This is a genomic window from Streptococcus cristatus (genome assembly GCF_019685515.1).
GTDB lineage: Bacteria > Bacillota > Bacilli > Lactobacillales > Streptococcaceae > Streptococcus.
The window spans coordinates 113819-139078 of sequence record NZ_JABFFN010000001.1; the positions used below are offsets into that span (position 1 = coordinate 113819).

A 25260-nucleotide genomic window follows, 5' to 3' on the forward strand; every position below is an offset into this window, starting at 1 on the left:
TTCATCTTGGTGATTGAAGTAAAAATCATTAAATCGTTTATAAGTTTAAAAACAAAAAAAGGAGTTTTTATCATGAAAAACTGGAAAAAATATGCTTTTGCATCTGCTAGCGTAGTCGCTTTGGCTGCTGGTCTTGCTGCTTGTGGAAACCTTACAGGTAACAACAAAAAAGCTGCTGATACTACTTCAGGTGAAAAACCTGTAATCAAAATGTACCAAATCGGTGACAAACCAGACAACTTGGATGAATTGCTAGAAAATGCAAACAAAATCATCGAAGAAAAAGTCGGTGCTAAATTGGATATCCAATACCTTGGATGGGGTGACTATGATAAGAAAATGTCTGTTATCACATCATCTGGTGAAAACTATGATATCGCATTTGCATCTAACTATGTTGTAAATGCTCAAAAAGGTGCTTATGCTGACTTGACTGATTTGTACAAGAAAGAAGGAGCAGAGCTTTACAAAGCACTTGACCCAGCTTACATCAAAGGGAACACTGTAAACGGTAAGATCTACGCAGTTCCAGTTGCAGCCAACGTTGCATCATCTCAAAACTTTGCCTTCAACGGAACACTTCTTGCTAAATACGGTATCGATATTTCAGGTGTCACTTCATACGAAACACTTGAACCAGTCTTGAAACAAATCAAAGAAAAAGCTCCAGACGTAGTACCATTTGCGGTTACGAAGAACTTTATCCCATCTGATAACTTTGACTACCCAGTACCAAATGGACTTCCATTTGTTATCGACCTTGAAGGAGACACTACTAAGATCGTAAACCGTTACGAAGTGCCTCGTTTCAAAGAACACTTGAAGACTCTTCACAAATTCTATGAAGAAGGATACATTCCAAAAGACGTAGCAACAAGCGACACTTCATTTGACCTTCAACAAGATACTTGGTTCGTTCGTGAAGAAACAGTAGGACCAGCTGACTACGGTAACAGCTTGCTCTCACGTGTTGCTAACAAAGATATCCAAATCAAACCAATCACTAACTTTATCAAGAAAAACCAAACAACACAAGTTGCTAACTTTGTCATCTCAAACAACTCTAAGAACAAAGAAAAATCAATGGAAGTGTTGAACCTCTTGAACACGAACCCAGAACTCTTGAACGGTCTTGTTTACGGTCCAGAAGGTAAGAACTGGGAAAAAGTTGAAGGTAAAGAAAACCGTGTACGCGTTCTTGATGCTTACAAAGGAAACACTCACATGTCAGGTTGGAACACTGGTAACAACTGGATCCTTTACATCAACGAAAACGTTACAGACCAACAAATCGAAGATTCTAAGAAACAATTGGCAGAAGCCAAAGAATCTCCAGCGCTTGGATTTATCTTTAACACTGACAGTGTGAAATCTGAAATTTCAGCAATTTCTAACACAATGCAACAATTCGATACAGCTATCAACACTGGTACTGTAGACCCAGATAAAGCAATCCCAGAATTGATGGAAAAATTGAAATCTGAAGGTGCCTACGAAAAAGTATTGAACGAAATGCAAAAACAATACGATGAATTCTTGAAAAACAAAAAATCATAAGCTCGATTGATTTCGTGTATTCATTCCTAATTCCTAAAAATGTGATCACTGCCTTCTCTAGTTCTCTAGGGGAGGTAGTGATTTTTAGGATGCAAAAATAAAAACAGTGGTTCTGAGGGTTTATGCGATGTGATACACATACATCTATAGGGGATTTATTATGAAAAAATATCGTCTTCTTTTCAAAATGAGTGCTGTCTTCTCTTACCTATTTTTCGTATTTGGCCTTTCTCAGCTGACGCTTATTATCCAAAACTATTGGCAATTTTCTTCTCAGGTAGGAAATTTTTTCTGGATTCGAAATATCTTGAGTTTGCTATTTAGCGGAGTCATGATTTGGATTCTGGTTAAGACAGGTCATGGCTATCTCTTTCGAATTCCAAGAAAAAAATGGTTCTGGTATTCAATCCTGGCAGTCCTAGTAGCGGTAGTTCATATATCTTTTAATATTCAGACAGCTAAACATGTTCAGTCAACTGCTGAAGGTTGGGCCGTATTGATTGGTTATAGTGAAACCAATTTTGCTGAGCTAGGTATCTATATAACTCTGTTCTTTCTAGTGCCACTGATGGAAGAGTTAATCTATAGAGGATTACTTCAACACGCCTTCTTTAAACATTCGCGATTTGGTCTTGATTTGCTCCTTCCTTCTATTTTATTTGCTCTCCCTCATTTTTCAAGCCTGCCTAGTCTGTTAGATATCTTTGTTTTTACAACATCTGGAATCATCTTTGCTGGTTTGACCCGCTATACCAAGAGCATCTATCCTTCCTATGCAGTGCATGTGATCAATAATATTGTAGCGACCTTGCCATTTTTGCTGACTTTTTTACATAGGGTGTTTGGGTAAAATATTAGCATGAGAGTTAGGAATTATAGTTTTTCAATTTATAAGCGAATTTCAGGAGGGAAATGAGTATGACACCATTAAAATGGTTTGCTGGAGGAAGTGAAAGACGTTGTGAAGCGATGACCATCATTGATCATCTATTGGAAGATATAAAGGCTGCGCCTCAACTTACTCCCTTGAAAAATCAGTTAGTGATTTATAAAAAACGATTAGAGGATGATGGGACCTCTACTCCATTTATTCTGAGCCAAATGAATGTTGACATCTCACGTGTGTTGATTGACAACAAGCTGGGTTTGTCAGAAAATCAAGCGAAGCAAATAAAAAAATTGAGAGAATTATCTGCGATTCGCTATGGTTACTGATAAAGTGCAGGGGTAGGACTCTCTATATAATTTCCGGTCAAATAAATTGCATTCGTTTTCCCAAGTGGGTATACTAGTATAGTTGAATGAAAAATTCTGAAAATTTAAGAATAGAAAAGAGAACAAATCTTATGGCAAAAGATATTCGTGTCTTACTTTACTACCTCTATACTCCAATTGAAAATGCAGAGCAATTTGTGGCAGATCACTTGGCCTTCTGTAAATCAATCGGCCTTAAAGGCCGTATCCTAGTCGCTGACGAGGGAATCAACGGAACTGTTTCAGGTGACTACGAAACAACTCAAAAATACATGGACTATGTTCACAGCCTCCCAGGAATGGAAGACCTCTGGTTCAAGATTGACGAAGAAAATGAACAAGCCTTCAAGAAGATGTTTGTTCGCTACAAGAAAGAAATTGTCCACCTTGGTTTGGAAGACAACGACTTTGATAATGACATCAACCCACTTGAAACAACAGGTGCTTACTTGTCTCCAAAAGAGTTCAAAGAAGCCCTTCTTGACGAAGATACCGTTGTCCTTGACACACGTAACGATTATGAGTACGACCTAGGACATTTCCGTGGAGCTATCCGCCCAGACATCCGCAACTTCCGTGAGTTGCCACAATGGGTCCGCGACAACAAGGAAAAATTCATGGACAAGCGTGTTGTGGTTTACTGTACAGGTGGCGTTCGCTGTGAGAAATTCTCAGGCTGGATGGTCCGTGAAGGCTACAAAGATGTCGGCCAATTGCACGGAGGAATCGCAACTTACGGTAAAGACCCAGAAGTTCAAGGTGAGCTTTGGGATGGAAAAATGTACGTCTTTGACGAGCGTATCGCAGTTGATGTTAACCATGTCAACCCAACCATCGTAGGGAAAGACTGGTTTGATGGAACACCATGTGAACGTTATGTCAACTGTGGAAATCCCTTCTGTAACCGTCGTATCCTAACATCAGAAGAAAATGAAGACAAGTACCTTCGTGGATGCTCACACGAGTGTCGTGTTCACCCACGCAACCGCTACGTCTCAGAAAATGAATTGACACAAGCAGAAGTAATCGAGCGCCTAGCAGCTATCGGTGAAAGCTTGGATCAAGTCGCTACAGTATAAAGCAAACAGCCTTCAGGGGCTGTTTTTCTATGCTTTTTATCTAAAAATCTAAAGTTTGTTTCTGTATCTTTCAGGAAAATAGGGTATACTATGTGTAAACGATTTCAAAGGAGGCCAGTTATGGCGAAAACATTTTTTATTCCAAATAAAGAAAGCATTCTAGGACAACAGGAGGTCTTGACTGCCAAGTCTATCTTGGCCTTGGTAGAGGGCTTGGAGTCACACAGTTATGATGCGGTCTATCTCTGTCAGCCTCTCAATCGTCTCGAGTATATCGAGTGTGGGATTGTAGGTCAGTCGCAATTTCTTTTCAAAGTGAACTATGCGGATAGTCGAAAAGGTTATCAAGTGGTGATTCCAGATTTCCTTACTAGAGCGGACTGGGAGATTGTGGAGACTCTCCTCCAGGCCCTATCTGGCAAGTTGGGGCAAGTGGTAGAAGGGTTAGAAGGGTTTGAGTTTGAAGCTTATTTCCGACAAACGCTCCAGAATTATCTAGCTGACAAAGCAGCTCGTCTAGTATACTGCCAAGGGCTCTTGGCTCCTATCTATTTCAACAAGGAATACCTCGAGAGCTTTTTGGCTGAGGATGGATTGGCACATTTTGAAGAGTTGGTCAAGAAGGTTCAAGGATCTGATGCCTACCTTGCCAGTGTGAATTTTTACCCAGATATTCAAGGTAAGGTGCACGGTATCTATCACCTAGCCCAGGGAGTCAAGACGATTTTGCCAAAGGAACCCTTTGTACCAGCTCCTTATACCGAGCAGCTGGCAGGCAAGGAGCTTGTTTGGGAGATTGACCTAGTGAAGATTTCTGGTGATGGATCAAAAGCAGAAGACTATGAAGCCATCGCTCGCTTGGATTATGAAAAATTTCTAGAGTCACTACCAAAAGCATTTTACCAGCAATTAGATGCCAATCAATTAGAAGTTCAACCCATCCTAGGACAAGATTTTGAAGGATTGGCAACTATCAAGTAGACATTGTTCAAAAAAGAGTAAGCATAAAAATCCCTGCCATTAATAAATGGCAGGGATTTTGGTTAAAAGAATGTCAGGATGCGAAGGTAGTCCACTGTCAGCGCTAACTCTGCAATGAAGAAGGGTAAGAGAATAGCTCCATCAAGTAAGACAGCTAGCAGGAAACGATAAAATGGGTCCAGACTACTGGCCTTACTTGGCTTGCTAATCACAAAGAGATTGCCGAGGGCAAAGATGGCCATGCTTAGAAGAGTGAGGATACCAGCAAATCGTAAGCCACCAAAGAGTGCAAAGAAACTTGCTAGAGCCGTTAGGACAAGTGGGATAGCAAAGAGTCTGCTATACCGATCAAAGGCTTCTTGGAATGTGAAGTCGCTCTCCTGGTCCAACACACGTCGGACAGTAAAGCCTCCCAAAATGATGGAAAAGTAAAATAGAGCGCTAGCGACCAAGATAGAAAGCCCGGCAAAGAGATCTAAAGGTGGGAGCTGGTTAGGAGAACTATTAGCAATAGAAATCATATAGCCATAGTAGAGATGCTTGATATGATAGATACTAAAGAAAAGGTTGATTGACGACAGCAAGGTGAGTAGGGCAAAGACACTATAACGATGCTTTTGGTCCCTAGTCTTGCTGGCAGTTGGTTCTTGGATAGCGTCCAGCAGCCAAGTCCAAAATAGTGCGATTTCTTCTTTGAATCGAGCAGTTTTGCGGGGGTCAATGTCTGGGATATAGGGACTTTCTAAAGCCTTGCTGAGAATACTTTTCTCTTTTGCAGGGTTTTCTTGCTTGCCTTCCTCTTCAACTTTCCCTTCTCCCTCTTCCTCGGTTTGGGCTCCTTCTATCGTTTCGGGAGCTTCCTCCTCATGCCTTTCCGACTCTTTAGATAAGATAGGAGTTTCTTGGCTTGCTTGTAGTTCAGTCTCTACAGTTTCCAAAGTCTCTGGTTGGTCGGGTTGGATTTCCGATTTCGTCTGAGCTGATTTCTTCTCAAGATCGGCGCTTTCAAACCATTCTTGTGTCATGGTGGAACCTCCTTTTTAATGGTCGTTTTCTATTTTTAGATTAGCAGATGAAAGCGTTTTTGTCAATGATTGCTAGGTGGAGCAGAGTACTCTTCTTCCTTGGGGAGGTAGATATCCTGATTGGCTTTTATAATGAGCAGGTCCTTGACATCTGCTTTTTCCGTTTTATAAGGGTTGGCAAGTTCATTCTCTTTTTGTTTAGGATGCTCTCTTTGTGCTTTACGATAAATACCGCCGTGCTTAGAAGACATATCTAGATTGATTCGATCGAATTCTGTCTTAGAAAGAAAGAGTCTTAAGTCGTTATAAGAGTCTAGTTCTACCTTACCGCGGACCTTGATATTTTCAGCATAGATGTGTGCTCCCTCCGTCTTGACCTGACTATCTGTCAATTCGGCATCAAAGATATTGATGATATGAGATGCCGTTAGTGTACTGTTCTTGATAGAACTTTCTGTTAGTCTTAAGAGATAGCCTTTTGTTTTGATGGTTGCATTTTCAAGGTTGGCTTGACGAATATTAGTTTGTCCACGATTGGCTGAGACGGTGATAGCTTGCAGCTTTCTTCCTTTAGGTAGGGAGAGAACGACTTCGTCAAAACGATTAGAATAGTTGCTGGCGATACGAAGTAGGCTTTCGATTCCTGAACCGAGAAAACGATGTTGGGAGGCTTGTTTGTCAGTGACGCTCAGTGTTTTGTCACTCATGCCAGTAGTCAGATCGTGACGACCAGACACAGAAGGATGATAGGTGATGTGGATCTTGTCATCTACAGACTCTGTGATGGTTAGGCTATGTTCCTCAAGGGCTAAATCAAGTTTTTCCACTTCATTTCCAAAGGTCACTTCTTCGATACGATTGTCATAGACGGGGTCTTTTGACATGGCAAGTAAACTTTGAATACCATTGGACTGGGCGCCTACAATGATCATGATAAAACCAAGGATTGTAGAAACCACACCAAAGATGAGAAATCCTTTCGTCAATTTACGCATGTCTGTCACCTCTCTTTCCTTTTTTAAGAATCCATTGCACCAAGCGGACGACCAGAAGTCCAAAGAAACGAGCTACATAAGAGATGCCTAGTAGAACAAGAGAAGAAGCACCGATAGCAAGCAAACCAGCCCCGAAAATCAAGATAAAGGCAGATTTGGCTTCGACCAGGACGCTAAAACTCTCTACAATAAAGAGTCCACCCAGTAGGATACCCGTCACCGAAACGGTGAAAAAAGCTAGAATGACGGAGACAGCCGCGATAAAAAGCCCGATGATGGCCATGAGGATGCCGATCCCGACCGGAATTCCGATAGGGGCTGCTAGTAAGGCAAGTAGGGCAATGTGTAGCAGTTGACGGTCATTCTTTTGAGCAGGGGCTTCATTAACTTTTTTATCGAGGAGGTTAGAGAGGACATCATGAGCTGCTTCTTTTGGTGTTCCCAGACTAGCAATGAGTTCTTCTTCGCCCTCTGAACCTGCATCGTCAAATAGTTCCTTAAAGTAGTCCATAGCTTCGATGCGGTCAGCTTCAGGTAGTTTATGGAGATAGGTTTCTAACTGAGTCAGATAGTCAGTTCTTGTCATGGCGGATACTCCCTTCTATGATGCCGTTGACGGTGTCGGTATAGAGCGTCCACTCTTCCTTTAGAGTAACGAGCTGCTCTACGCCCCGATTGGTCAAGGAGTAGTATTTGCGCATACGCCCCTGAAACTCTCTAGAGTAGGTGGTCAGAAAGCCACTGGCTTCCAATTTTTTGAGAATGGGATAGAGCGTAGATTCTTTGATATTGGCGATGAGTTTAATGGTTTGACTAATCTCATAACCATAAGAATCCCCCTGCTCCAGTACAGCCAAGATGAGAAACTCAATCAAGGCAGAGGATGTTGGGAAGTACATGGGAAACCTCCTTTATATTATATAAAAATTTTATATATACTCTTTTCAAATATATTGTATCTCAATATGAAAGCCCTGTCAAGAAATATGTATAAAAATTTTATATATAAAAAACTCCTAGTAAAAACTAGAAGTTTAGAGGATTTTATCAGCCCGATCCACCATAAAGAGGGAGATGGTCATGATGATGTCAACAGCTAGAAGGGCAAGGACAGCTGGGATCCAAGATTGGAAAAGATCAAAACTGTAACCAAAAAAGGCAGGTCCAAAAGCAGCTAAGATGTAGCCCCCTGTTTGTGCTAGTCCTGATAGCTGAGCAGTCTTTTCAGGAGAACTGGTTTTAAGAGAAAAGCAAACCATGAGGTAGGGGAAGAGGGCACTGCAGGCCGTTCCAATCAAGATATGGACGACTAACCAGTAGAGGAAATTATTGGCTGGATACAAGAGCATGGCAATTCCCATCATACCAGCGATAGAGATAATTGCCAGCATGATTCGACGGTGGCCGTCTGACAGATGAGTTGTCAGACTTGGAACAGTCATTGAAAAAGGAATGCTGATCAGCGAGAAGATAGAAGCGAGAAGGGCCGCATCTTTATTAGAAAGACCAGCACTAATAGCAATCGTTGGCAGCCAGGTCATGCTCGTATAAAAGAGCAAGGACTGAAGACCACCAAAGATAATGATGGCCCAGACATCTTTACTTTTTAGAATGTTTTCTTTGACTTGCTTTTCTTTTTGGCCTTCTAGGTGGTGGTTGTGGCGATGATTTGGCAACCAGACTAGCAGAGTGACCAGACAGAGAAAACTGAGAACGAGGATGAGGCCCTTCCAAGAACTAGCTTGGGTGATAGGGACCGAAAGATAAGAAGCGATGGCAGTTGAAACCCCCATGGCGGTGACATAGAGCGTTGTTAGGAGACTGATCTTTTGAGGCTGATTTGCCTGGATTATACTTGGGAGGAGTACATTGAAAATGGCGATACTTGCTCCAATGATCAGAGTTCCTAGATAGAGAAGGGGAAGATTGAAGATACGAATGGCAGAGCCAACAGTTAAGAGGAGAAGACAGTAAGTAAAGAGATGTTCTAACCCGATCTTTTGTGCCAAGCGGCTTGCAAAAGCAGAGAAAAGAGCAAACATCAAGAGAGGGAGACTGGTTAAAATTCCAAGAGAGCTAACCTCCACTCCTAATCCCTGAGCGATATCTCCTAAAATAGTTGGTAGAGCAGTAAAGGGAGAACGTAAAACGGTCCCGATTAAGACAATTCCTAGAACAAAAAAGAGCGATTGTTTTTTCATGAAAACCTCGATAAGATGATTTTAATAACAGCTTATTTTAAGGTTTTTTCCTTATAATGTCAAGTAATGACAGCTAAGGAAGTTCGATTGATTTAAGCGAGAATAGAGTGAAAAGAGATACATTTCTTTACTAGAATTTTCCTTGATTTGATATAAAAATAGGAAAGTGAGAAAATTTGTGATAAAATAGTGGAAGGAAATCTATATATTGGAGAAAAACGGTGCCTGAAAAGCAAAAAATCAGCGTCTTGATGTCGGTCTATGTAAAGGAAAACCCGACGTTTTTGAGAGATGCTATCAAAAGTGTTCAAAATCAAACCTTGAAACCGAGTGAACTTGTTCTTGTTGAGGATGGGCCCCTCACGCCTGAGCTCTATCAGGTGCTAGATGAAGTGGAAACTCAGTCAGACATTCCAGTGAAACGGTGCCCCTTAGAGCAAAATCAAGGTTTAGGATTGGCTCTTCGTTACGGTGTTTTGCAGTGCCAGTATGGCATTATTGCCCGCATGGATACGGATGATTTAGCCGTTCCGGATCGTTTTGAGAAACAGCTTCAGCTAATGGAAAAAGAAAATCTCGATCTCTTAGGCGGGCAGATTGCAGAGTTTATTGATAATCCAGATGAGATTGTGTCTTATCGTCGTGTTCCAACTCAGCACGCAGACATTGTGGCTTATCAGAGAATGAGAAGCGCCTTTAACCATATGACAGTCATGTTCAAAAAGGACATGGTCCTCAAGGCGGGCAACTACGAAGACGGGCTTTATATGGAGGATGATCTCCTTTGGCTCAATATGATTACGGCAGGTGCCAAGACTGGCAACCTAGATCAAATCTTGTGTAAGGTTCGCGTAGGTGCCGGGATGTTTGAGCGTCGAGGTGGCTTGCGTTACCTTAAATTCTATCGTCAAGCTCGCCAACGGATGCTGGAGCGAGGGCAAATTTCTTACAGGGAATATGCTAAAAGTATATTCATTCAGGCAATTGTTGCACTTTGTCCAGGTTTTGTTCGTCAGTTTATCTTTGTCAAACTTTTAAGAAAGAGCAAGTAAGACCTGATAGATTGAACGATTCGGGTTATCATAACAATAGTATCATCTGACTCTTTTAAGGGGGAGTAAATTCCTATGAATAAAAAACTAACAGATTACGTGATTGATCTGGTTGAAATTTTAAATAAACAGCAAAAACAAGTATTTTGGGGGATATTTGATATTCTGAGTATGGTGGTTTCCATCATCGTGTCTTATATCTTGTTTTACGGCCTAATAAATCCTGCGCCTGTGGACTATGTGATCTACACTCTTTTAGCCTTCCTTCTCTATCAAATCATAATTGCATTTTGGGGGCTGAATGCTAGTATTAGTCGCTACAGTAAGATTACGGATTTTATGAAAATCTTTTTTGGAGTGACACTCAGTAGTGTTCTTTCTTATGGAATCTGCTATGCCTTTCTTCCATTATTTTCTATCCGTTTCATCGTGCTCTTCATTTTGTTGAGTACCTTCCTCATCTTGCTTCCTCGCATCACCTGGCAGTTGATTTATTCTAAACGTAAAAAGGGTAGTGGAGATGGAGAGCATCGCCGTACCTTCTTGATTGGTGCGGGAGATGGTGGTGCCCTCTTTATGAATAGCTACCAACATCCAACCAGTGAGCTTGAGATAGTGGGAATTTTGGATAACGATGAAAAGAAAAAAGGGCAAAAACTAGGTGGAATCCCAGTCCTAGGCTCTTATGACAATCTACCTGAATTGGCCAAACGTCACCAAATCGAGCGTGTTATCGTAGCAATCCCTTCGCTTGATCCATCAGAGTATGAACGTATCTTGCAAATGTGTAATAAACTAGGTGTCAAATGTTACAAGATGCCTAAAGTTGAGACAGTTGTTCAAGGTTTACATCAATCGGGTAGTGGTTTCCAAAAAATTGATATCACAGACCTTTTGGGCCGTCAGGAAATTCGCCTTGACGAATCACGTCTGGGTGCAGAAATTACAGGTAAGACCATCTTGGTGACAGGAGCTGGTGGTTCGATTGGTTCTGAAATTTGTCGCCAGATTAGCCGCTTCAACCCAGAGCGTATCGTATTGCTTGGACATGGTGAAAATTCAATCTACCTTATTTATCATGAGTTGATTCGTAAATTCCAAGGGATTGATTATGTTCCTGTCATTGCAGATATTCAGGATTATGATCGTCTTTTACAAGTGTTTGAACAGTACAAACCAGCTATCATCTACCATGCTGCAGCCCACAAACATGTTCCAATGATGGAGCGCAATCCAAAAGAAGCCTTCAAGAATAATATCCTCGGGACCTACAATGTTGCCAAGGCTGTTGATGAGGCCAAAGTACCTAAGATGGTCATGATTTCGACTGACAAGGCGGTCAATCCACCGAATGTTATGGGTGCGACTAAGCGCGTGGCAGAGTTGATTGTTACTGGCTTTAACCAACGTAGTAAATCAACCTACTGTGCAGTTCGTTTTGGGAATGTTCTTGGTAGCCGTGGTAGTGTGATTCCTGTCTTTGAACGTCAGATTGCTGAAGGTGGTCCTGTAACGGTGACAGACTTCCGTATGACACGTTACTTCATGACCATTCCAGAGGCTAGCCGTCTGGTCATCCATGCTGGTGCTTATGCTAAGGACGGAGAAGTCTTTATCCTTGATATGGGCAAACCAGTTAAGATCTACGACTTGGCTAAGAAAATGGTCCTTCTAAGCGGGCACACAGAAAGTGAAATTCCAATCGTTGAGGTCGGTATCCGACCAGGTGAAAAACTCTATGAAGAACTCTTGGTTTCGACCGAATTGGTTGATAACCAAGTCATGGATAAGATTTTCGTTGGTAAGGTAAACGTCATGCCTCTAGAAGCCATCGATCAAAAGATTGAAGAATTCCGTTCACTCAGTGGAGATGAGCTCAAAGAAGCAATTATTTCCTTTGCAAATGAGACAACTCACGTTGAGTAAGAGCACCCAACTAATTTTAAATAAAAGGCCAAGGTTCTGTTTGTACAGGACCTTGGCCTTTTTACTCTGTAATTTCAAATCGTTGTACTATTTATAGTTGCTTAATGATATCGTCAATGGCATGGGCAATCCAGTCAGGCTGATAGCTGACTAAATCAGCCTCTTCTCCAAATCCCCAAGTAACAGCAAACTTTTTGATGCCAGCTTCTTGGGCTCCAATCATATCAAACTTGGTGTCCCCGATGATGAGGACTTGGTCTGCAGGGAGTCGATGCGTCTGTAAGGCGTAACGGATGACATCAGCCTTGTGAGGCGTTTCAGGACTAGAGCCGTAAATGCCATCAAAGAAATGATGGATTCCTAGATTTTTAGTCATATCATGAGCAGTAGGAGTATTCTTTGTTGTAGTGATGTAGAGAGGGTAGTTTTGCGAAAGCTCTTGGAGTAATTCCGTTATTCGGGGGAAGAGTTGGGCTTCGTGGATTCCTTTTTTCTTATAGTAAGAACGATAGATTTGGACGGCTTCCGAGATTTGTTCCTTGGGAAGACAAGTTGCAAAACTACTTTCAAGGGGCGGTCCCATAAAACCACGAATGGTTTTGGCATCAGGACTCGGAACTCCTAGTTGTTCAAAGGTATAGGTAAAGGCATTGTGGATCCCGATGGAACTGTCAACCAGAGTTCCGTCTAGATCAAAAAAGATTGCTGAGATAGAGGGCATAGTTTCTCCTAATAGATATAGATAAGCTTATTCTCCGAAGATTTCTTTTTGTAGGCGGCGACCAGTAGGTGTGGCGGCGAGTCCACCCTCAGCCGTTTCACGAAAGGCAGTTGGGAGGCTTGATCCGACCTGATACATGGCATCGATGACTTCGTCAACAGGAATTTTAGACTCGATACCTGCCAAGGCCATATCAGCCGCGATAAAGGCAAAGCTAGCCCCCATGGCATTGCGTTTGACACAGGGAACTTCAACCAAACCAGCGACGGGATCGCAGATGAGGCCCAGCATATTTTTAATGACAAAGGCAATGGCTTGGCTAGCCTGATAGGGGCTTCCACCTGCAGCCAAGGTCAAGGCTGCGGCACTCATGGCAGAGGCAGAGCCAACTTCGGCCTGACAGCCACCTTCAGCACCTGAGATAGAGGCATTGTTTGCGATAACTAATCCAAAGGCACCAGCAGCAAAGAGGAAATCTAGCTGTTCTTCGTGGCTAAGGTCTAATTTTTGGATAGCAGCAGTGAGAACGGCTGGCAGACAGCCAGCACTTCCTGCGGTTGGAGTGGCGCAGACCAAGCCCATCTTCGCATTGTGTTCATTGACCGCGATGGCATTTCGGGCGGCTGATAGGATGGTAAAGTCCGACAAGGCCTTGCCACTTTTGAGATGGCGGTCTAGTTTGGCCGCGTCTCCGCCCGTTAGGCCACTACGGGATTTATTTTCACTGAGACCGAGCTCGACAGAGGCTTTCATGACTTCTAGATTGCGTTCCATGAGGAGGAGAACTTCTGGCCGTTCCCGACCGGTTAGTTGATATTCTGTCGCAATCATGAGTTCTGCGACATTTCCTTGGAAGTCTAGATCTGCCTGCTCGACTAATTCTTTGATAGAATAAAACATGTTTCCTCCTACTTAAAGAAATTGACATTGTGGAGATGAGGGATTTTTCGGATTTCTTCAATCGCTTCTTCGCAACTTCGACTATCGACTTCGATAATCATAATGGCTTTTTCTCCAGCTTTTTCTCGAGTCACATTCATCTGGGCGATGTTGATATCGAAACGAGAGAGGGCTTCTGTAACATGGGCAATCATCCCCGGAACATCCTGATGCACGATGATGATGGTCGGTGTGTTCATATTGAGAGAGACAGCAAAGCCGTTAAGCTCCGTAACTTGGATATTTCCCCCACCAATGGAAATTCCTGTCACACTGATGGACTTATGGTCATTCTTTACAGTGATTTTAGTGGTGTTTGGGTGAGGAGCGTTGCTGTCTTTCTGAATGGTCCAGACAATCTTGATACCACGTTTATGGGCAATTTCTAGGCTATTTGGAATGTCAGGATCGTCCGTATCCATACCTAATATACCAGCGACGAGAGCAAGGTCAGTTCCATGACCACGGTAGGTCTTGGCAAATGAGTTAAACAATTGGAATTCGACTTCTGTCGGCGTATCATCAAAGATGGAAGAGACAATTTTTCCGATACGAACAGCTCCAGCTGTGTGGCTACTTGATGGGCCAATCATGACTGGTCCGATAATATCAAAGACAGATTGAAAACGAAGTGATTGCATCTGTTTCCCCTTATAAAGATTCTTATAACTATTATATCAAAGAATGGACCTCTGCGCTTATTTCCCTTATCAAAAGCTCAAAATGATTAAAGATGGTATAAAACAAGGTCTTTTGTGACAAAAACCTCCTTAAAACGGTAAATATAAAATATTTTTGTAATATTTCTACATAAAACCGTTAAACAACGGTAATATTTAAAAGGTATCATAGATATATTCAATGGAAGGAGAATTTTTAGATATGTCATTAACAACTAAAAAAATCAAAACAACTATCGCAGGAGTAGCAGCTTTACTTGCTTTCTTTGCCCCAGCTCTTGCCTCTGCACAAGAAACTGTAACATACACTGTTAAATCAGGTGATACTCTTTCAGAAATCGCTGAGAAGTACAACACGACTGCTGAAAAATTGGCAGCAAAAAACAATATCAAAGATATCCACCTTATCTATGTTGACCAAGTTTTGGTCATCGAAGGAACAGCTTCAACTGTAGCTCCAGCTGCGACAACGGAAGAATCAGCTCCAGTAGCTACAGAAACAGTTGAAGAAGCACCAGCTGCACCTGCAGCTCCAGTAGCAGAAAGCAACACTGCAGCAGCTTCAACTGTAAGTGGTTCTGAAGCAGAAGCCAAAGAATGGATCGCTCAAAAAGAATCAGGTGGTAGTTACACAGCTACAAATGGCCAATACATCGGACGTTACCAATTGACAGATTCATACTTGAACGGTGACTACTCAGCTGAAAACCAAGAACGTGTAGCAGATGCCTACGTTGCAGGACGCTACGGCTCATGGACAGCTGCCAAGAACTTCTGGCTTAACAACGGTTGGTATTAAAAATACAAGAGTCCTTTAGGGCTCTTTTTTTGTTTCTCTATAACAAAAAGTGTAACGATCTTCTCAGCAATGCTCTATTTGTATAATTCCAACGAAATCCTTCAAATTGTTTTAAAACTCAAATAGTATAAATAAGCTTATTATATGTAAAAATACATCATATAATAAGCTTTTTCATGATTAAAATGAAATAAAATACAGTTTTCTCTTGACAAACAAGGGCGAGAAGAGTATTATTTATACAATAATAAAGCATAAAAATAAAAGGAGGCTTTTCTATGAATAAAGTGAAGAAGGTGTTGATGACGATGTTTGGTTTGCTTATGTTTCCCTTATTATTTGCTTGTAGTAACACTCAACCCCAAGGTGTTGAAGCCATTAAGGCTAAAGGAAAATTGGTGGTGGCCCTAAATCCAGAGTTTGCTCCATTTGAATACCAGAAATTGGTCGATGGGAAAAATCAGATTGTAGGCTCGGATGTTGAGCTCGCCAAAGCCATCGCAAAGGAACTAGGTGTAGAAGTGGAGTTCTCTCCAATGAGTTTTGACAATGTACTGGCTAGTCTTGATTCAGGTAAGGCCGATCTTGCCATATCAGGTGTTTCTAAAACGGAGGAGAGAAGTAAAGTTTACGATTTTTCAATTCCCTACTACACTTCGAAAAATAAGGTTATCGTAAGAAAATCTGAATTAACGAATTACCAATCAGTCAAGGATTTGGCTCAGAAAAAGGTTGGAGCGCAGAAAGGTTCTATCCAGGAAACTCTGGCTAAAGAAACCTTGCAGGATTCTTCTCTCGTTTCACTTCCTAAAAATGGAAATTTGATAACAGATTTGAAATCAGGGCAACTGGATGCGGTTATCTTTGAGGAACCAGTGGCGAAAGGATTTGTAGAGAATAATTCAGACCTAGCCATCGCTGAGTTTGATTTTGACAATGACAAAGAAGATTCCTACGCTGTTGCGATGAAAAAAGACAGTAAAGAATTAAAAGAGGCGGTTGACAAAACCATCCAGAAGTTGAAGGATTCTGGGGAGTTGGACAAATTGATTGACGATGCTTTTAAAGCCTCTATCGAAAAATAGAAAGAAGGAAGAGAAATGAGTAAGGAAAAAGTTATTTTAGCCTATTCAGGTGGATTGGATACATCAGTTGCTATTACATGGTTAAAAAAAGACTATGATGTGATCGCTGTTTGTATGGATGTGGGTGAAGGAAAAGATTTGGAGTTCATCCATGATAAAGCTCTCAAGGTTGGGGCTGTTGAGTCTTATGTCATTGATGTTAAGGAAGAATTCGCTAACGACTATGTTTTAGTGGCCCTTCAGGCTCATGCCTACTACGAACAAAAGTACCCCTTGGTATCTGCTCTGAGTCGCCCTCTTATTTCAAAAAAACTCGTTGAAATAGCTCATCAGACGGGGGCAACCACAATTGCCCATGGTTGTACAGGTAAGGGAAACGACCAAGTTCGGTTTGAAGTCTCTATTGCAGCTTTGGATCCCAATTTAAAAGTAGTTGCGCCTGTTCGTGAGTGGAAATGGTCTCGTGAAGAAGAAATCCAATATGCCAAAGAAAACGGCGTCCCAGTTCCTGCTGACCTAGGCAATCCTTACTCTGTCGATCAAAATCTTTGGGGACGTGCAAATGAATGTGGTGTCTTGGAAAACCCTTGGAACCAAGCGCCAGAAGAAAAATCCTGATATGGCTGAATTGATTCGAGGGAAGACAGGACGGGTTTACGGGCACTTGCTTGGACTATTGATCGTCATGAAGTCTTTGCCTCTGGCCTACAATAAGGATTTGCAAGAGGACAAGGAAGGCATGTTTGATACAGTAGAAACGATTTTAAATTCTCTGGATGTGCTGGCAGGTATGCTATCGAGCATGCAGGTTAATAAGGCCAAAATGCAGCAATCTACAGAGAATGATTTTTCGAATGCGACCGAACTGGCAGATTATTTGGCAGAAAAAGGCCTCCCCTTTAGAGAAGCGCATGAAATTGTAGGGAAATTGGTTCTAGACTCTATCAAGCATGGTAAAAATATCCAAGATTGGGATTTGAAGGAGTTGCAAGTCTACCATCCCTTGATTGAAGAGGATATTTATATCTACTTGCGTCCAGAAACCGCTGTTCAGAGGCGGAATTCCTTAGGAGGAACTGGCTTTGAGCAAGTGAAACACCAGATAGAACAAGCGAAGAAAGAACTTAAAGGGGAAAATTGATTCATTTGCAAAGTAAGAAAGAGAGGCTGAGATGATTTATCAGCCTCTTTCTTGTCTTCTCTAACCAAGCGTGTTATAATGAATACTGCTCAAGCGACCTTCAATCGTTAAAGCACACACGACCTTCAATCGTGAACTAGTCATTTCGTTTATCTTTTATTACGTCGTTAACTCGTCTTACCTAACTCGAGTTATGCCTGCGACTCGTTGCCTAGTACTAAAAGCAAACGAAATGACTATACTCAAATAAATTCTATTGAAAGTCTTAGTAAATAGAATTTTGAGGGGTATAAATAAACGAATAGATGGGAGACTTACCATGAGTGATAACTCTAAAACACGTGTTGTCGTGGGGATGAGTGGTGGTGTTGATTCGTCGGTGACGGCTCTCTTGCTCAAGGAGCAGGGCTACGATGTGATCGGTATCTTCATGAAGAACTGGGATGACACAGATGAAAACGGCGTCTGTACGGCGACCGAAGATTACAAGGATGTGGCTGCGGTGGCAGACCAGATCGGCATTCCTTACTACTCTGTCAATTTTGAAAAAGAGTACTGGGACCGCGTTTTTGAGTATTTCCTAGCAGAATACCGTGCAGGGCGCACGCCAAATCCAGATGTTATGTGCAACAAGGAAATCAAGTTTAAGGCCTTTTTGGACTATGCTATGACCTTGGGGGCAGACTATGTAGCAACTGGGCATTATGCTCGAGTGGCGCGTGATGAGGATGGCATCGTTCACATGCTTCGTGGCGTGGACAATGGCAAGGATCAGACCTATTTCCTCAGCCAACTTTCTCAAGAACAACTCCAAAAAACCATGTTCCCACTGGGGCATTTGGAAAAGCCTGAAGTCCGCAGACTAGCAGAAGAAGCAGGCCTTGCGACTGCCAAGAAGAAAGACTCGACAGGGATTTGCTTTATCGGAGAAAAGAACTTTAAAAACTTTCTCAGCAACTACCTACCAGCTCAGCCTGGTCGCATGATGACTGTGGATGGACGCGATATGGGTGAGCATGCAGGTCTGATGTATTATACGATTGGTCAGCGTGGCGGACTCGGTATCGGTGGGCAACACGGAGGAGACAATGCGCCGTGGTTCGTTGTCGGAAAAGACCTAAGCAAGAATATCCTCTATGTCGGACAAGGTTTCTACCATGATTCGCTTATGTCAACCAGTCTAGAGGCCAGTCAAGTTCACTTTACTCGTGACATGCCAGAGGAATTTACGCTCGAATGTACAGCTAAATTCCGCTACCGTCAGCCTGACTCTAAGGTGACAGTACATGTTAAAGGAGATAAGGCAGAAGTTATCTTTGCGGAACCGCAACGCGCGATCACACCAGGACAGGCAGTTGTCTTTTACGATGGTGAAGAGTGTCTAGGTGGCGGTTTGATTGACAATGCCTACCGCGATGGACAAGTTTGTCAGTACATTTAGATTGACAAATTTTCTCAATTTGCTACAATAATAAAAGCAATAGAAATGATGGTCAAAGCTCATGGATGTTGCAGGCTTTTTTGTCCTGCACTTCTTTGGAGTTTTGACTGTTTTTGTGTCGTTTAAGGGAAAGGATAAAAATGACTCAACAAGACTTTCGGACAAAAGCAGGAAATACGGTTTTTGGTGTTCGGGCGACAGCCTTGATTCTTCAAAATCGCAAGCTCCTAGTTACCAAAGACAAGGGCAAGTATTACACTATTGGTGGTGCGATTCAAGTCAATGAAAGTACGGAAGAAGCGGTAGTCCGTGAAGTGAGGGAAGAACTAGGTGTCAAAGCTCAAGCTGGGCAGCTAGCTTTCGTGGTTGAAAATCGTTTTGAACAAGACGGTGTTTCCTATCACAACATCGAGTTTCATTATCTGGTGAACTTGCTTGAGGATGCCCCATTGACCATGCAGGAAGACGAAAAAACGCAGCCTTGTGAGTGGATTGACTTAGATGAACTCCAGAATTTCCAACTAGTTCCAGCCTTTTTAAAAACAGCCCTACCAGATTGGGACGGCCAACTAAGACACATTCATCTTGAGGAATAGGAGAGAAACATGATGGTTAAGCTTATTGCCCATGTACTTGTTCATAGTGGTGGTGATTATTTGCTCATTCAGCGTTCGGAAATTAAAAGAGGAGAACCCAACGTTTATCCAACTTACTGGGATATTCCTGGTGGCGGGGTTGAAAAGGGTGAACTTCCGCGAGATGGAGCTCTTAGAGAATGCATTGAAGAAGCGGGAGTTAGGCTAGATAGCAGTTCGCTCAAACTTCTTCACGAAGATAGTCAACTGGATACCTCTAAGGATACGGTTTTTACTCGCTTAGTTTATAAAGCAGAGTGGGTTGGGGAGAAGCCAATTATCAGATTAGATCCTGAAGAGCATACACACTTTAAATGGGTTACTATGGATCAAGCTCTAGAGGAGGAGAAGTTAGTTCCTTATTTGCGAGAAATTTTTGAAAGGTTAAGAAATGACTTATAATTTTACGGAAGAATACGATATTATTGTAATCGGTGCGGGACATGCTGGGGTTGAGGCTTCCTTGGCTGCCAGCCGTATGGGCTGTAAGGTCTTGCTTGCGACCATCAACATCGAAATGTTGGCTTTCATGCCTTGTAACCCTTCGATCGGTGGTTCTGCCAAGGGGATTGTCGTGCGTGAAGTGGATGCCCTCGGTGGGGAAATGGCCAAGAATATTGACAAGACTTACATACAGATGAAGATGCTCAACACAGGGAAGGGGCCAGCTGTCCGTGCCCTTCGTGCGCAGGCTGACAAGGAACTTTACTCTAAGGAGATGCGCAAGACAGTTGAAAATCAAGAGAATCTGACCCTTCGTCAAACCATGATTGATGAGATTTTGGTGGAAGATGACAAGGTTGTCGGTGTGCGTACAGCTACCCATCAAGAGTATGCTGCCAAGGCTGTTATCGTGACGACAGGGACTGCACTTCGTGGTGAAATCATCATCGGAGACCTCAAGTACTCATCAGGACCAAACCACAGCCTAGCTTCGATTAATCTAGCTGATAATCTCAAGGAACTGGGACTCGAAATTGGTCGTTTCAAGACAGGAACGCCTCCACGTGTTAAGGCTTCCTCTATCAATTATGACGTGACAGAGATTCAGCCAGGAGACGAGGCACCAAATCACTTCTCATACACTTCACGAGATGAGGACTATGTCAAGGACCAAGTGCCATGCTGGTTGACCTATACCAATGGAACCAGTCATGAGATTATCCAAAATAATCTCCACCGTGCACCTATGTTTACAGGTGTGGTCAAGGGTGTAGGTCCTCGTTACTGTCCGTCGATTGAGGATAAAATTGTGCGCTTTGCGGACAAGGAACGTCACCAACTTTTCCTAGAGCCGGAAGGGCGCAATACAGAGGAAGTCTATGTCCAAGGTCTTTCAACCAGTCTGCCTGAGGATGTCCAGCGTGAGTTGGTTCATTCTATCAAAGGGTTGGAAAATGCAGAGATGATGCGAACAGGTTATGCCATTGAGTACGACATGGTCTTACCTCACCAGTTGCGTGCGACTCTGGAAACCAAGAAAATCTCAGGTCTTTTCACTGCTGGTCAAACAAATGGAACGTCAGGTTACGAAGAAGCTGCTGGCCAAGGAATTATCGCTGGTATCAATGCGGCTCTGAAAATCCAAGGCAAGCCTGAATTGATTTTGAAGCGCAGTGACGGTTATATTGGGGTCATGATTGATGACTTGGTGACCAAGGGTACCATTGAACCTTATCGTCTCTTGACCAGTCGTGCTGAATACCGTCTCATCCTCCGTCATGACAATGCCGATATGCGTTTGACAGAGATGGGGCGCGAGATTGGCCTCGTTGATGATGAACGCTGGGCACGCTTTGAAATCAAGAAAAATCAATTTGACAATGAGATGAAGCGCCTAGATAGTATCAAACTCAAGCCAGTCAAAGAAACCAATGCTAAGGTTGAGGAGATGGGATTCAAGCCGCTGACAGATGCGGTGACAGCTAAGGAATTCCTTCGCCGTCCAGAAGTGTCTTACCAAGATGTGGTGGCCTTCATCGGACCAGCTGCTGAAGACTTGGATGACAAGATTATCGAATTGATTGAAACAGAAATCAAGTACGAAGGCTATATTTCCAAAGCTATGGACCAGGTTGCCAAGATGAAACGCATGGAAGAAAAACGCATTCCAGCCAATATCGACTGGGATGATATTGATTCTATCGCGACAGAAGCTCGCCAGAAGTTCAAACTCATCAATCCAGAGACCATTGGCCAAGCTAGTCGTATTTCTGGAGTTAACCCAGCAGATATCTCCATTTTGATGGTGTATCTGGAAGGTAAAAATCGTAGTATTTCGAAGAATCAAGAAAAGAAAGCATAGAGAAAAACAGCTCCGAAGACGGGGCTGTTTTGTTGACTTATTCTTCATCTGGTGTGAGGATCATAGGGATGATGATCGGTTCACGTTCTGTATTTTCATAGAGGAAAGGACGAATGGCGTTGACAATGGCGCCATTGACAGATTGGACGCTGGCGTCCTTGTTTTTCAGTGCGATACGAATTGCATTGAAGAGGATGCGCTGGCTTTGGCGAATCAAGTCTCCAGACTCTCTCATGTAGACAAAGCCTCGGCTGAGGATGTCTGGGCCAGACAGAATCATCTGCGATTTGAAGTCAACAGTTGCGACTGCTAGAACGACACCGTCTTCAGATAAATCACGACGGTCTTTGAGGACAGCAGCACCGATTTCACCGATACGATTTCCATCGACATAGATGTCTTGGGCATTGAAGTGACCTGCGATACGAGCTGAGTTAGCAGTAAGAGCAAGCACATCACCATTGCTCATGATAAAGATATTGTCCTTCTCGACACCCGTATCCACCGCTAGTCCAGCGTGGACTTTCTGCATGCGGTATTCACCATGGACAGGCATGAAGTATTTTGGCTTGATCAAGCGGAGCATGAGTTTTTGCTCTTGCTGGCCACCGTGCCCAGATGTATGGATATTGTTCACTTTACCGTGGATAACTTCGACACCAGCTTCAGAAATAGTGTTAATCAATTTGTTGACGCTAGTGGTATTTCCAGGGATTGGGCTAGAAGAGAAGATAACGGTATCGCCGGGTTGGAGTTGCACCTGACGGTGAGTTCCATTGGCGATACGAGAGAGGGCTGCCATCGGCTCACCCTGACTACCTGTACAGAGGATAAGAATCTCGCCCGCAGGGTAGTCTTTGATTTCATTTGGCTCGATAAAGGTTCCCTTAGGAGCTTTGATGTAGCCAAGCTCGATCCCGTTGACAATGGCCTTTTCCATAGAACGACCAAAGACCGCAATCTTGCGTCCAGTCTTAACAGCAGCATCTGTTGCTTGCTGGAGACGGAAGATATTTGAGGCAAAGGATGCAAAGATGATGCGTCCTTCAATGCCTTGGATAATCTTCATGATGGACTGACCAACGACTTTTTCAGAGTTGGTAAAGGTTGGCACTTCTGCATTTGTCGAGTCAGAGAGGAGACAGAGCACGCCCTCTTCACCAAGGGCAGCCATCCGGTGCAAGTCTGCTGGTTCACCAACTGGTGTAAAGTCAAACTTAAAGTCACCCGTACAAACGATTTTCCCTTGAGGGGTATGAATAACAATCCCTAAAGGCTCTGGAATAGAGTGAGTGGTTCTAAAGAAAGTTGCCTTGAGATTTTTAAAGGTCAACTCAGTGTTGTGGTTGATTTCGTAAAGTTTGGCGTTGCGCAAGAGGCCGTGTTCTTCGAGTTTCCCACGGATCAAAGCCAAGGCAAGTGGTCCAGCGTAGATAGGGACATTTGCTTGCTTGAGCAGGAAAGGAATCCCACCAATGTGGTCCTCGTGTCCGTGTGTGATCAAAACAGCCTTGACGCGGTCAATATTGTCTACGATGTAAGAGTAGTCAGGGATAACATAGTCGATACCCAGCAAGTCATCTTCTGGGAATTTAATCCCAGCATCGACGATGATAATCTCGTCTTGGTATTCAATTCCGTATGTGTTTTTTCCGATTTCTCCCAGACCACCGATGGCAAAAACGCCGACTTCTTCAGGTTTAAGAGTATAAGCCATATTAGAACTCCGTGATTTCGAAGACGCCAGTTTCTTTTTCGTAATCTAGCAATTTGTCAGACAAGAGTTCGATGTACTCGATGTTGTACTCTGGGCGATTTTCTTCGACAAGTTGGCGAGCAGCGATACGGCCCTCAAGTTCTGAGCTGGCATCGATGTCTAGGTAAAGTGCTCGTGTTGTTTCACGACGTGGGCTACGTTCTTTTGTTTCTTGATAAAAAACTTTGTAAATCATATAGTTCCTTTCTATTTATAGGTCAACTTATTCCAAACGTTTAGCAGAGATTTGCTTAATTTCATTCCATTTTGTGTCTAGATTGACCTTGATTCGTTACAATTATTTCAATTATACCACAAAATGAAAAATTAGTAAAAGACGGAAATGGAGAAAGTAGGGAGGGTAAGAAGGAGCAAAAAGACAGGTAGGATTTGGTCGGAGAGCGCTTAGGTGTTATAATGAAAGGGGGAATCTATGGAGATAGTAGATTTAAGGAAGAATACAGTTTTAGTTTCATTAATCGTTGGAGTAGATGGTTGGGACAGAATGAGATCTTTGAAAAAAGAAAAAGCTCTTGAGAAATCTCAAGAGAAATAAAAAGGCTGAGACAAAACTCGAGGATTTTCCTGGAGCAGTCCAGATGGTAGCACCTCTACCTGAAGCGAATGCATCGCAACCTTTGAATGACTTGTCACCAAATCAAACTCGATCTCAGCCTTTACTTAATTCTATCATCTATGAGGCTAAGAAGTCAATCTATAAGTATAACGATGTAGAAATAGCAAGATGGAGTGGAGTGCTTACTAAACAGGCAAAGAAAAGCCCTTAATTTAAGAGTAAGCAAAAAGAGAGGACCAATGGTAGTCAGGGGTCTTTACAGCTCAAAGCTGAAGGCAGTCCCACACCCGTACCAGAAGTTGGTACCTTTGAACGCTCTGTTACCAGTCGCCCTACGTTATCCTCTCAATATCTATATTTTACTATAACTTACTGAGGGAATCAATTTTGAAAGCATCAAAAAGCTCCTGACCGAAGTCAAGAGCCATCTAACACTGGGGGCGAACTATTTAATCGCAATTCCAGTTCTTTAGAAACCGAAGTTTCAGGGATAGCACCGCAACCCGAAGAGTCAAAGACTCAACCTGATTTTCCTACCAATGTTTGGTTCTATCTTAACATTGACATACCAACATTGTCAACAGTTTATATAAAAATAGGAATACCAAAAGGAGGATTAAGAATGTTTAGTTTGTTTGAATTTGCAGTAGGGGTTCGCCTCTTGATGTTTATAGTCTTTGTAGCCTGTGTCTATGGGGGGAATGCCCTATTTGCGCATCTGGAACACCGCAAAACAAAGTTCCTTTGGAAGCTTGCTTTTGTGACGCTCTATTCAATTTTTCTCCTCCTGGTCACCTATGTTGTCTGGCTCGTTTTCTACTTTGGTTTAAATGCCTAGAGTCAATTATTCCTCTAGATATACAGAAAATCAACCTCGTCTTGGTAGAGGGGGCGGATTTTTCTATTTTCAGGTGATATCCTTATGTTTACGATGATCTCTCGTATCGAATATCGAGTCAAAGCATATATGTTTTATCCAAACTTCTTATGGCGATCCTTTCAATTCCTTGTTCACTTTTCTATTCAAAAAAAGCTACAATTTTTTTGAATTTTTTGTGTAGAATTGCTTGTCTAAGTGGCAGGCCCTTTTGTTTCAAAACAAAGAAAATTC

The 25260-nt window shown here is 42.6% G+C and carries 25 protein-coding genes and 2 pseudogenes; 17 read left to right on the forward strand and 10 right to left on the reverse strand.

All coding sequences use genetic code 11. The features are described 5' to 3' along the window. Positions 1-72 precede the first annotated feature (72 nt). The 5 genes from FOA33_RS00515 (at position 73) to FOA33_RS00535 (ending at position 4871) form a co-directional block, all read left to right on the forward strand. Positions 73-1557: an ABC transporter substrate-binding protein gene (locus tag FOA33_RS00515; protein WP_221160302.1), complete on the forward strand. Its 1485-nt coding sequence runs from the start codon at positions 73-75 to the stop codon at positions 1555-1557. Between the two features lie 160 nt (positions 1558-1717). Next, complete coding sequence (locus FOA33_RS00520; RefSeq protein WP_221160303.1) at positions 1718-2407, forward strand: CPBP family intramembrane glutamic endopeptidase; 690 nt, start codon at positions 1718-1720, stop codon at positions 2405-2407. A 68-nt stretch (positions 2408-2475) separates the two neighbouring features. After that, on the forward strand, positions 2476-2772 hold the full coding sequence (locus FOA33_RS00525) for a bacteriocin immunity protein (protein ID WP_221160304.1): 297 nt from the start codon (positions 2476-2478) through the stop codon (positions 2770-2772). A 131-nt stretch (positions 2773-2903) separates the two neighbouring features. Beyond that, positions 2904-3890, forward strand: coding sequence for an oxygen-dependent tRNA uridine(34) hydroxylase TrhO (trhO, locus tag FOA33_RS00530; RefSeq protein ID WP_221160305.1), 987 nt, complete (start codon positions 2904-2906; stop codon positions 3888-3890). 120 nt (positions 3891-4010) lie between these two features. Further along, complete coding sequence (locus tag FOA33_RS00535) at positions 4011-4871, forward strand: DUF4299 family protein (RefSeq protein ID WP_221160306.1); 861 nt, start codon at positions 4011-4013, stop codon at positions 4869-4871. A gap of 62 nt (positions 4872-4933) precedes the next feature. On the opposite strand, the gene FOA33_RS00540 is transcribed toward FOA33_RS00535, so the two are convergent. The 5 genes from FOA33_RS00540 to FOA33_RS00560 all read right to left on the reverse strand — a co-directional run bounded on the left by FOA33_RS00540 (position 4934) and on the right by FOA33_RS00560 (position 9092). Beyond that, complete coding sequence (locus tag FOA33_RS00540; protein WP_221160307.1) at positions 4934-5896, reverse strand: DUF6574 domain-containing protein; 963 nt, start codon at positions 5894-5896, stop codon at positions 4934-4936. Positions 5897-5958: 62 nt separating this feature from the next. After that, the gene (locus FOA33_RS00545; protein ID WP_221160308.1) at positions 5959-6891 is read right to left on the reverse strand and encodes a DUF4097 family beta strand repeat-containing protein; all 933 of its coding nucleotides are present in this window, start codon (positions 6889-6891) and stop codon (positions 5959-5961) included. Continuing rightward, the gene (locus FOA33_RS00550; protein WP_221160309.1) at positions 6884-7477 is read right to left on the reverse strand and encodes a DUF1700 domain-containing protein; all 594 of its coding nucleotides are present in this window, start codon (positions 7475-7477) and stop codon (positions 6884-6886) included. The genes FOA33_RS00545 and FOA33_RS00550 overlap by 8 nt, the downstream gene beginning before the upstream one ends. Continuing rightward, a complete protein-coding gene (locus FOA33_RS00555; RefSeq protein ID WP_000273860.1) occupies positions 7464-7790 on the reverse strand; it encodes a PadR family transcriptional regulator in 327 nt (108 codons plus the stop codon). The genes FOA33_RS00550 and FOA33_RS00555 overlap by 14 nt, the downstream gene beginning before the upstream one ends. Before the next feature lie 135 nt (positions 7791-7925). Further along, a complete protein-coding gene (locus FOA33_RS00560) occupies positions 7926-9092 on the reverse strand; it encodes a CynX/NimT family MFS transporter (protein ID WP_221160310.1) in 1167 nt (388 codons plus the stop codon). 221 nt (positions 9093-9313) lie between these two features. On the opposite strand from FOA33_RS00560, the gene FOA33_RS00565 reads away from it, so the two are divergent. Further along, positions 9314-10144: a glycosyltransferase gene (locus tag FOA33_RS00565; protein ID WP_221160311.1), complete on the forward strand. Its 831-nt coding sequence runs from the start codon at positions 9314-9316 to the stop codon at positions 10142-10144. A 75-nt stretch (positions 10145-10219) separates the two neighbouring features. After that, a complete protein-coding gene (locus FOA33_RS00570) occupies positions 10220-12070 on the forward strand; it encodes a polysaccharide biosynthesis protein (protein ID WP_001035719.1) in 1851 nt (616 codons plus the stop codon). Positions 12071-12161: 91 nt separating this feature from the next. On the opposite strand, the gene FOA33_RS00575 is transcribed toward FOA33_RS00570, so the two are convergent. The 3 genes from FOA33_RS00575 to sdaAB are packed head-to-tail and all read right to left on the reverse strand — an operon-like array spanning position 12162 to position 14371. Beyond that, complete coding sequence (locus FOA33_RS00575) at positions 12162-12791, reverse strand: HAD-IA family hydrolase (protein ID WP_221160312.1); 630 nt, start codon at positions 12789-12791, stop codon at positions 12162-12164. 27 nt (positions 12792-12818) lie between these two features. Then, positions 12819-13691 (reverse strand): L-serine ammonia-lyase, iron-sulfur-dependent, subunit alpha, encoded by an 873-nt coding sequence (gene sdaAA / locus FOA33_RS00580; RefSeq protein WP_000500029.1) that lies wholly within the window; start codon positions 13689-13691, stop codon positions 12819-12821. Positions 13692-13699: 8 nt separating this feature from the next. After that, positions 13700-14371: an L-serine ammonia-lyase, iron-sulfur-dependent subunit beta gene (sdaAB, locus tag FOA33_RS00585; RefSeq protein ID WP_084853151.1), complete on the reverse strand. Its 672-nt coding sequence runs from the start codon at positions 14369-14371 to the stop codon at positions 13700-13702. A gap of 241 nt (positions 14372-14612) precedes the next feature. Between sdaAB and apf the strand changes: the two genes are divergently transcribed. The 8 genes and pseudogenes from apf (at position 14613) to mnmG (ending at position 21816) form a co-directional block, all read left to right on the forward strand. Then, positions 14613-15209, forward strand: a complete 597-nt coding sequence (gene apf, locus FOA33_RS00590) for an aggregation-promoting factor (protein ID WP_221160313.1) — start codon at positions 14613-14615, stop codon at positions 15207-15209. 278 nt (positions 15210-15487) lie between these two features. Then, positions 15488-16294 carry an ABC transporter substrate-binding protein gene (locus FOA33_RS00595; protein WP_221160314.1) on the forward strand — a complete coding sequence of 269 codons (807 nt, stop codon included), beginning with the start codon at positions 15488-15490 and terminating at the stop codon, positions 16292-16294. Between the two features lie 15 nt (positions 16295-16309). Next, positions 16310-16903 (forward strand): annotated as a pseudogene (argG, locus tag FOA33_RS00600) (argininosuccinate synthase); the annotation flags it as partial. Continuing rightward, positions 16896-17435: pseudogene (locus FOA33_RS00605) on the forward strand (argininosuccinate lyase); the annotation flags it as partial. The pseudogenes argG and FOA33_RS00605, both read left to right, overlap by 8 nt. A 319-nt stretch (positions 17436-17754) precedes the next feature. Continuing rightward, positions 17755-18876 carry a tRNA 2-thiouridine(34) synthase MnmA gene (mnmA, locus tag FOA33_RS00610; protein WP_001282944.1) on the forward strand — a complete coding sequence of 374 codons (1122 nt, stop codon included), beginning with the start codon at positions 17755-17757 and terminating at the stop codon, positions 18874-18876. 140 nt (positions 18877-19016) lie between these two features. Next, positions 19017-19472, forward strand: a complete 456-nt coding sequence (locus FOA33_RS00615) for an NUDIX hydrolase (RefSeq protein WP_221160315.1) — start codon at positions 19017-19019, stop codon at positions 19470-19472. A 9-nt stretch (positions 19473-19481) separates the two neighbouring features. Further along, positions 19482-19913: an NUDIX hydrolase gene (locus FOA33_RS00620; RefSeq protein WP_000989471.1), complete on the forward strand. Its 432-nt coding sequence runs from the start codon at positions 19482-19484 to the stop codon at positions 19911-19913. After that, the gene (gene mnmG / locus FOA33_RS00625) at positions 19903-21816 is read left to right on the forward strand and encodes a tRNA uridine-5-carboxymethylaminomethyl(34) synthesis enzyme MnmG (RefSeq protein ID WP_096421535.1); all 1914 of its coding nucleotides are present in this window, start codon (positions 19903-19905) and stop codon (positions 21814-21816) included. Before FOA33_RS00620 ends, mnmG begins: the two co-directional genes overlap by 11 nt. 37 nt (positions 21817-21853) lie before the next feature. Here mnmG and rnjA read toward each other — a convergent pair whose 3' ends face one another. Together rnjA and FOA33_RS00635 are read right to left on the reverse strand one after the other, a co-directional pair. After that, positions 21854-23533, reverse strand: coding sequence for a ribonuclease J1 (rnjA, locus tag FOA33_RS00630; RefSeq protein ID WP_000331964.1), 1680 nt, complete (start codon positions 23531-23533; stop codon positions 21854-21856). Between the two features lies 1 nt (position 23534). Continuing rightward, positions 23535-23768, reverse strand: a complete 234-nt coding sequence (locus FOA33_RS00635; RefSeq protein WP_033584763.1) for a DNA-dependent RNA polymerase subunit epsilon — start codon at positions 23766-23768, stop codon at positions 23535-23537. A gap of 237 nt (positions 23769-24005) precedes the next feature. On the opposite strand from FOA33_RS00635, the gene FOA33_RS09155 reads away from it, so the two are divergent. Then, positions 24006-24128, forward strand: a complete 123-nt coding sequence (locus tag FOA33_RS09155) for a hypothetical protein (protein ID WP_259664461.1) — start codon at positions 24006-24008, stop codon at positions 24126-24128. Between the two features lie 643 nt (positions 24129-24771). Continuing rightward, positions 24772-24987 (forward strand): hypothetical protein, encoded by a 216-nt coding sequence (locus tag FOA33_RS00640; protein ID WP_084874784.1) that lies wholly within the window; start codon positions 24772-24774, stop codon positions 24985-24987. Positions 24988-25260 lie beyond the last annotated feature (273 nt).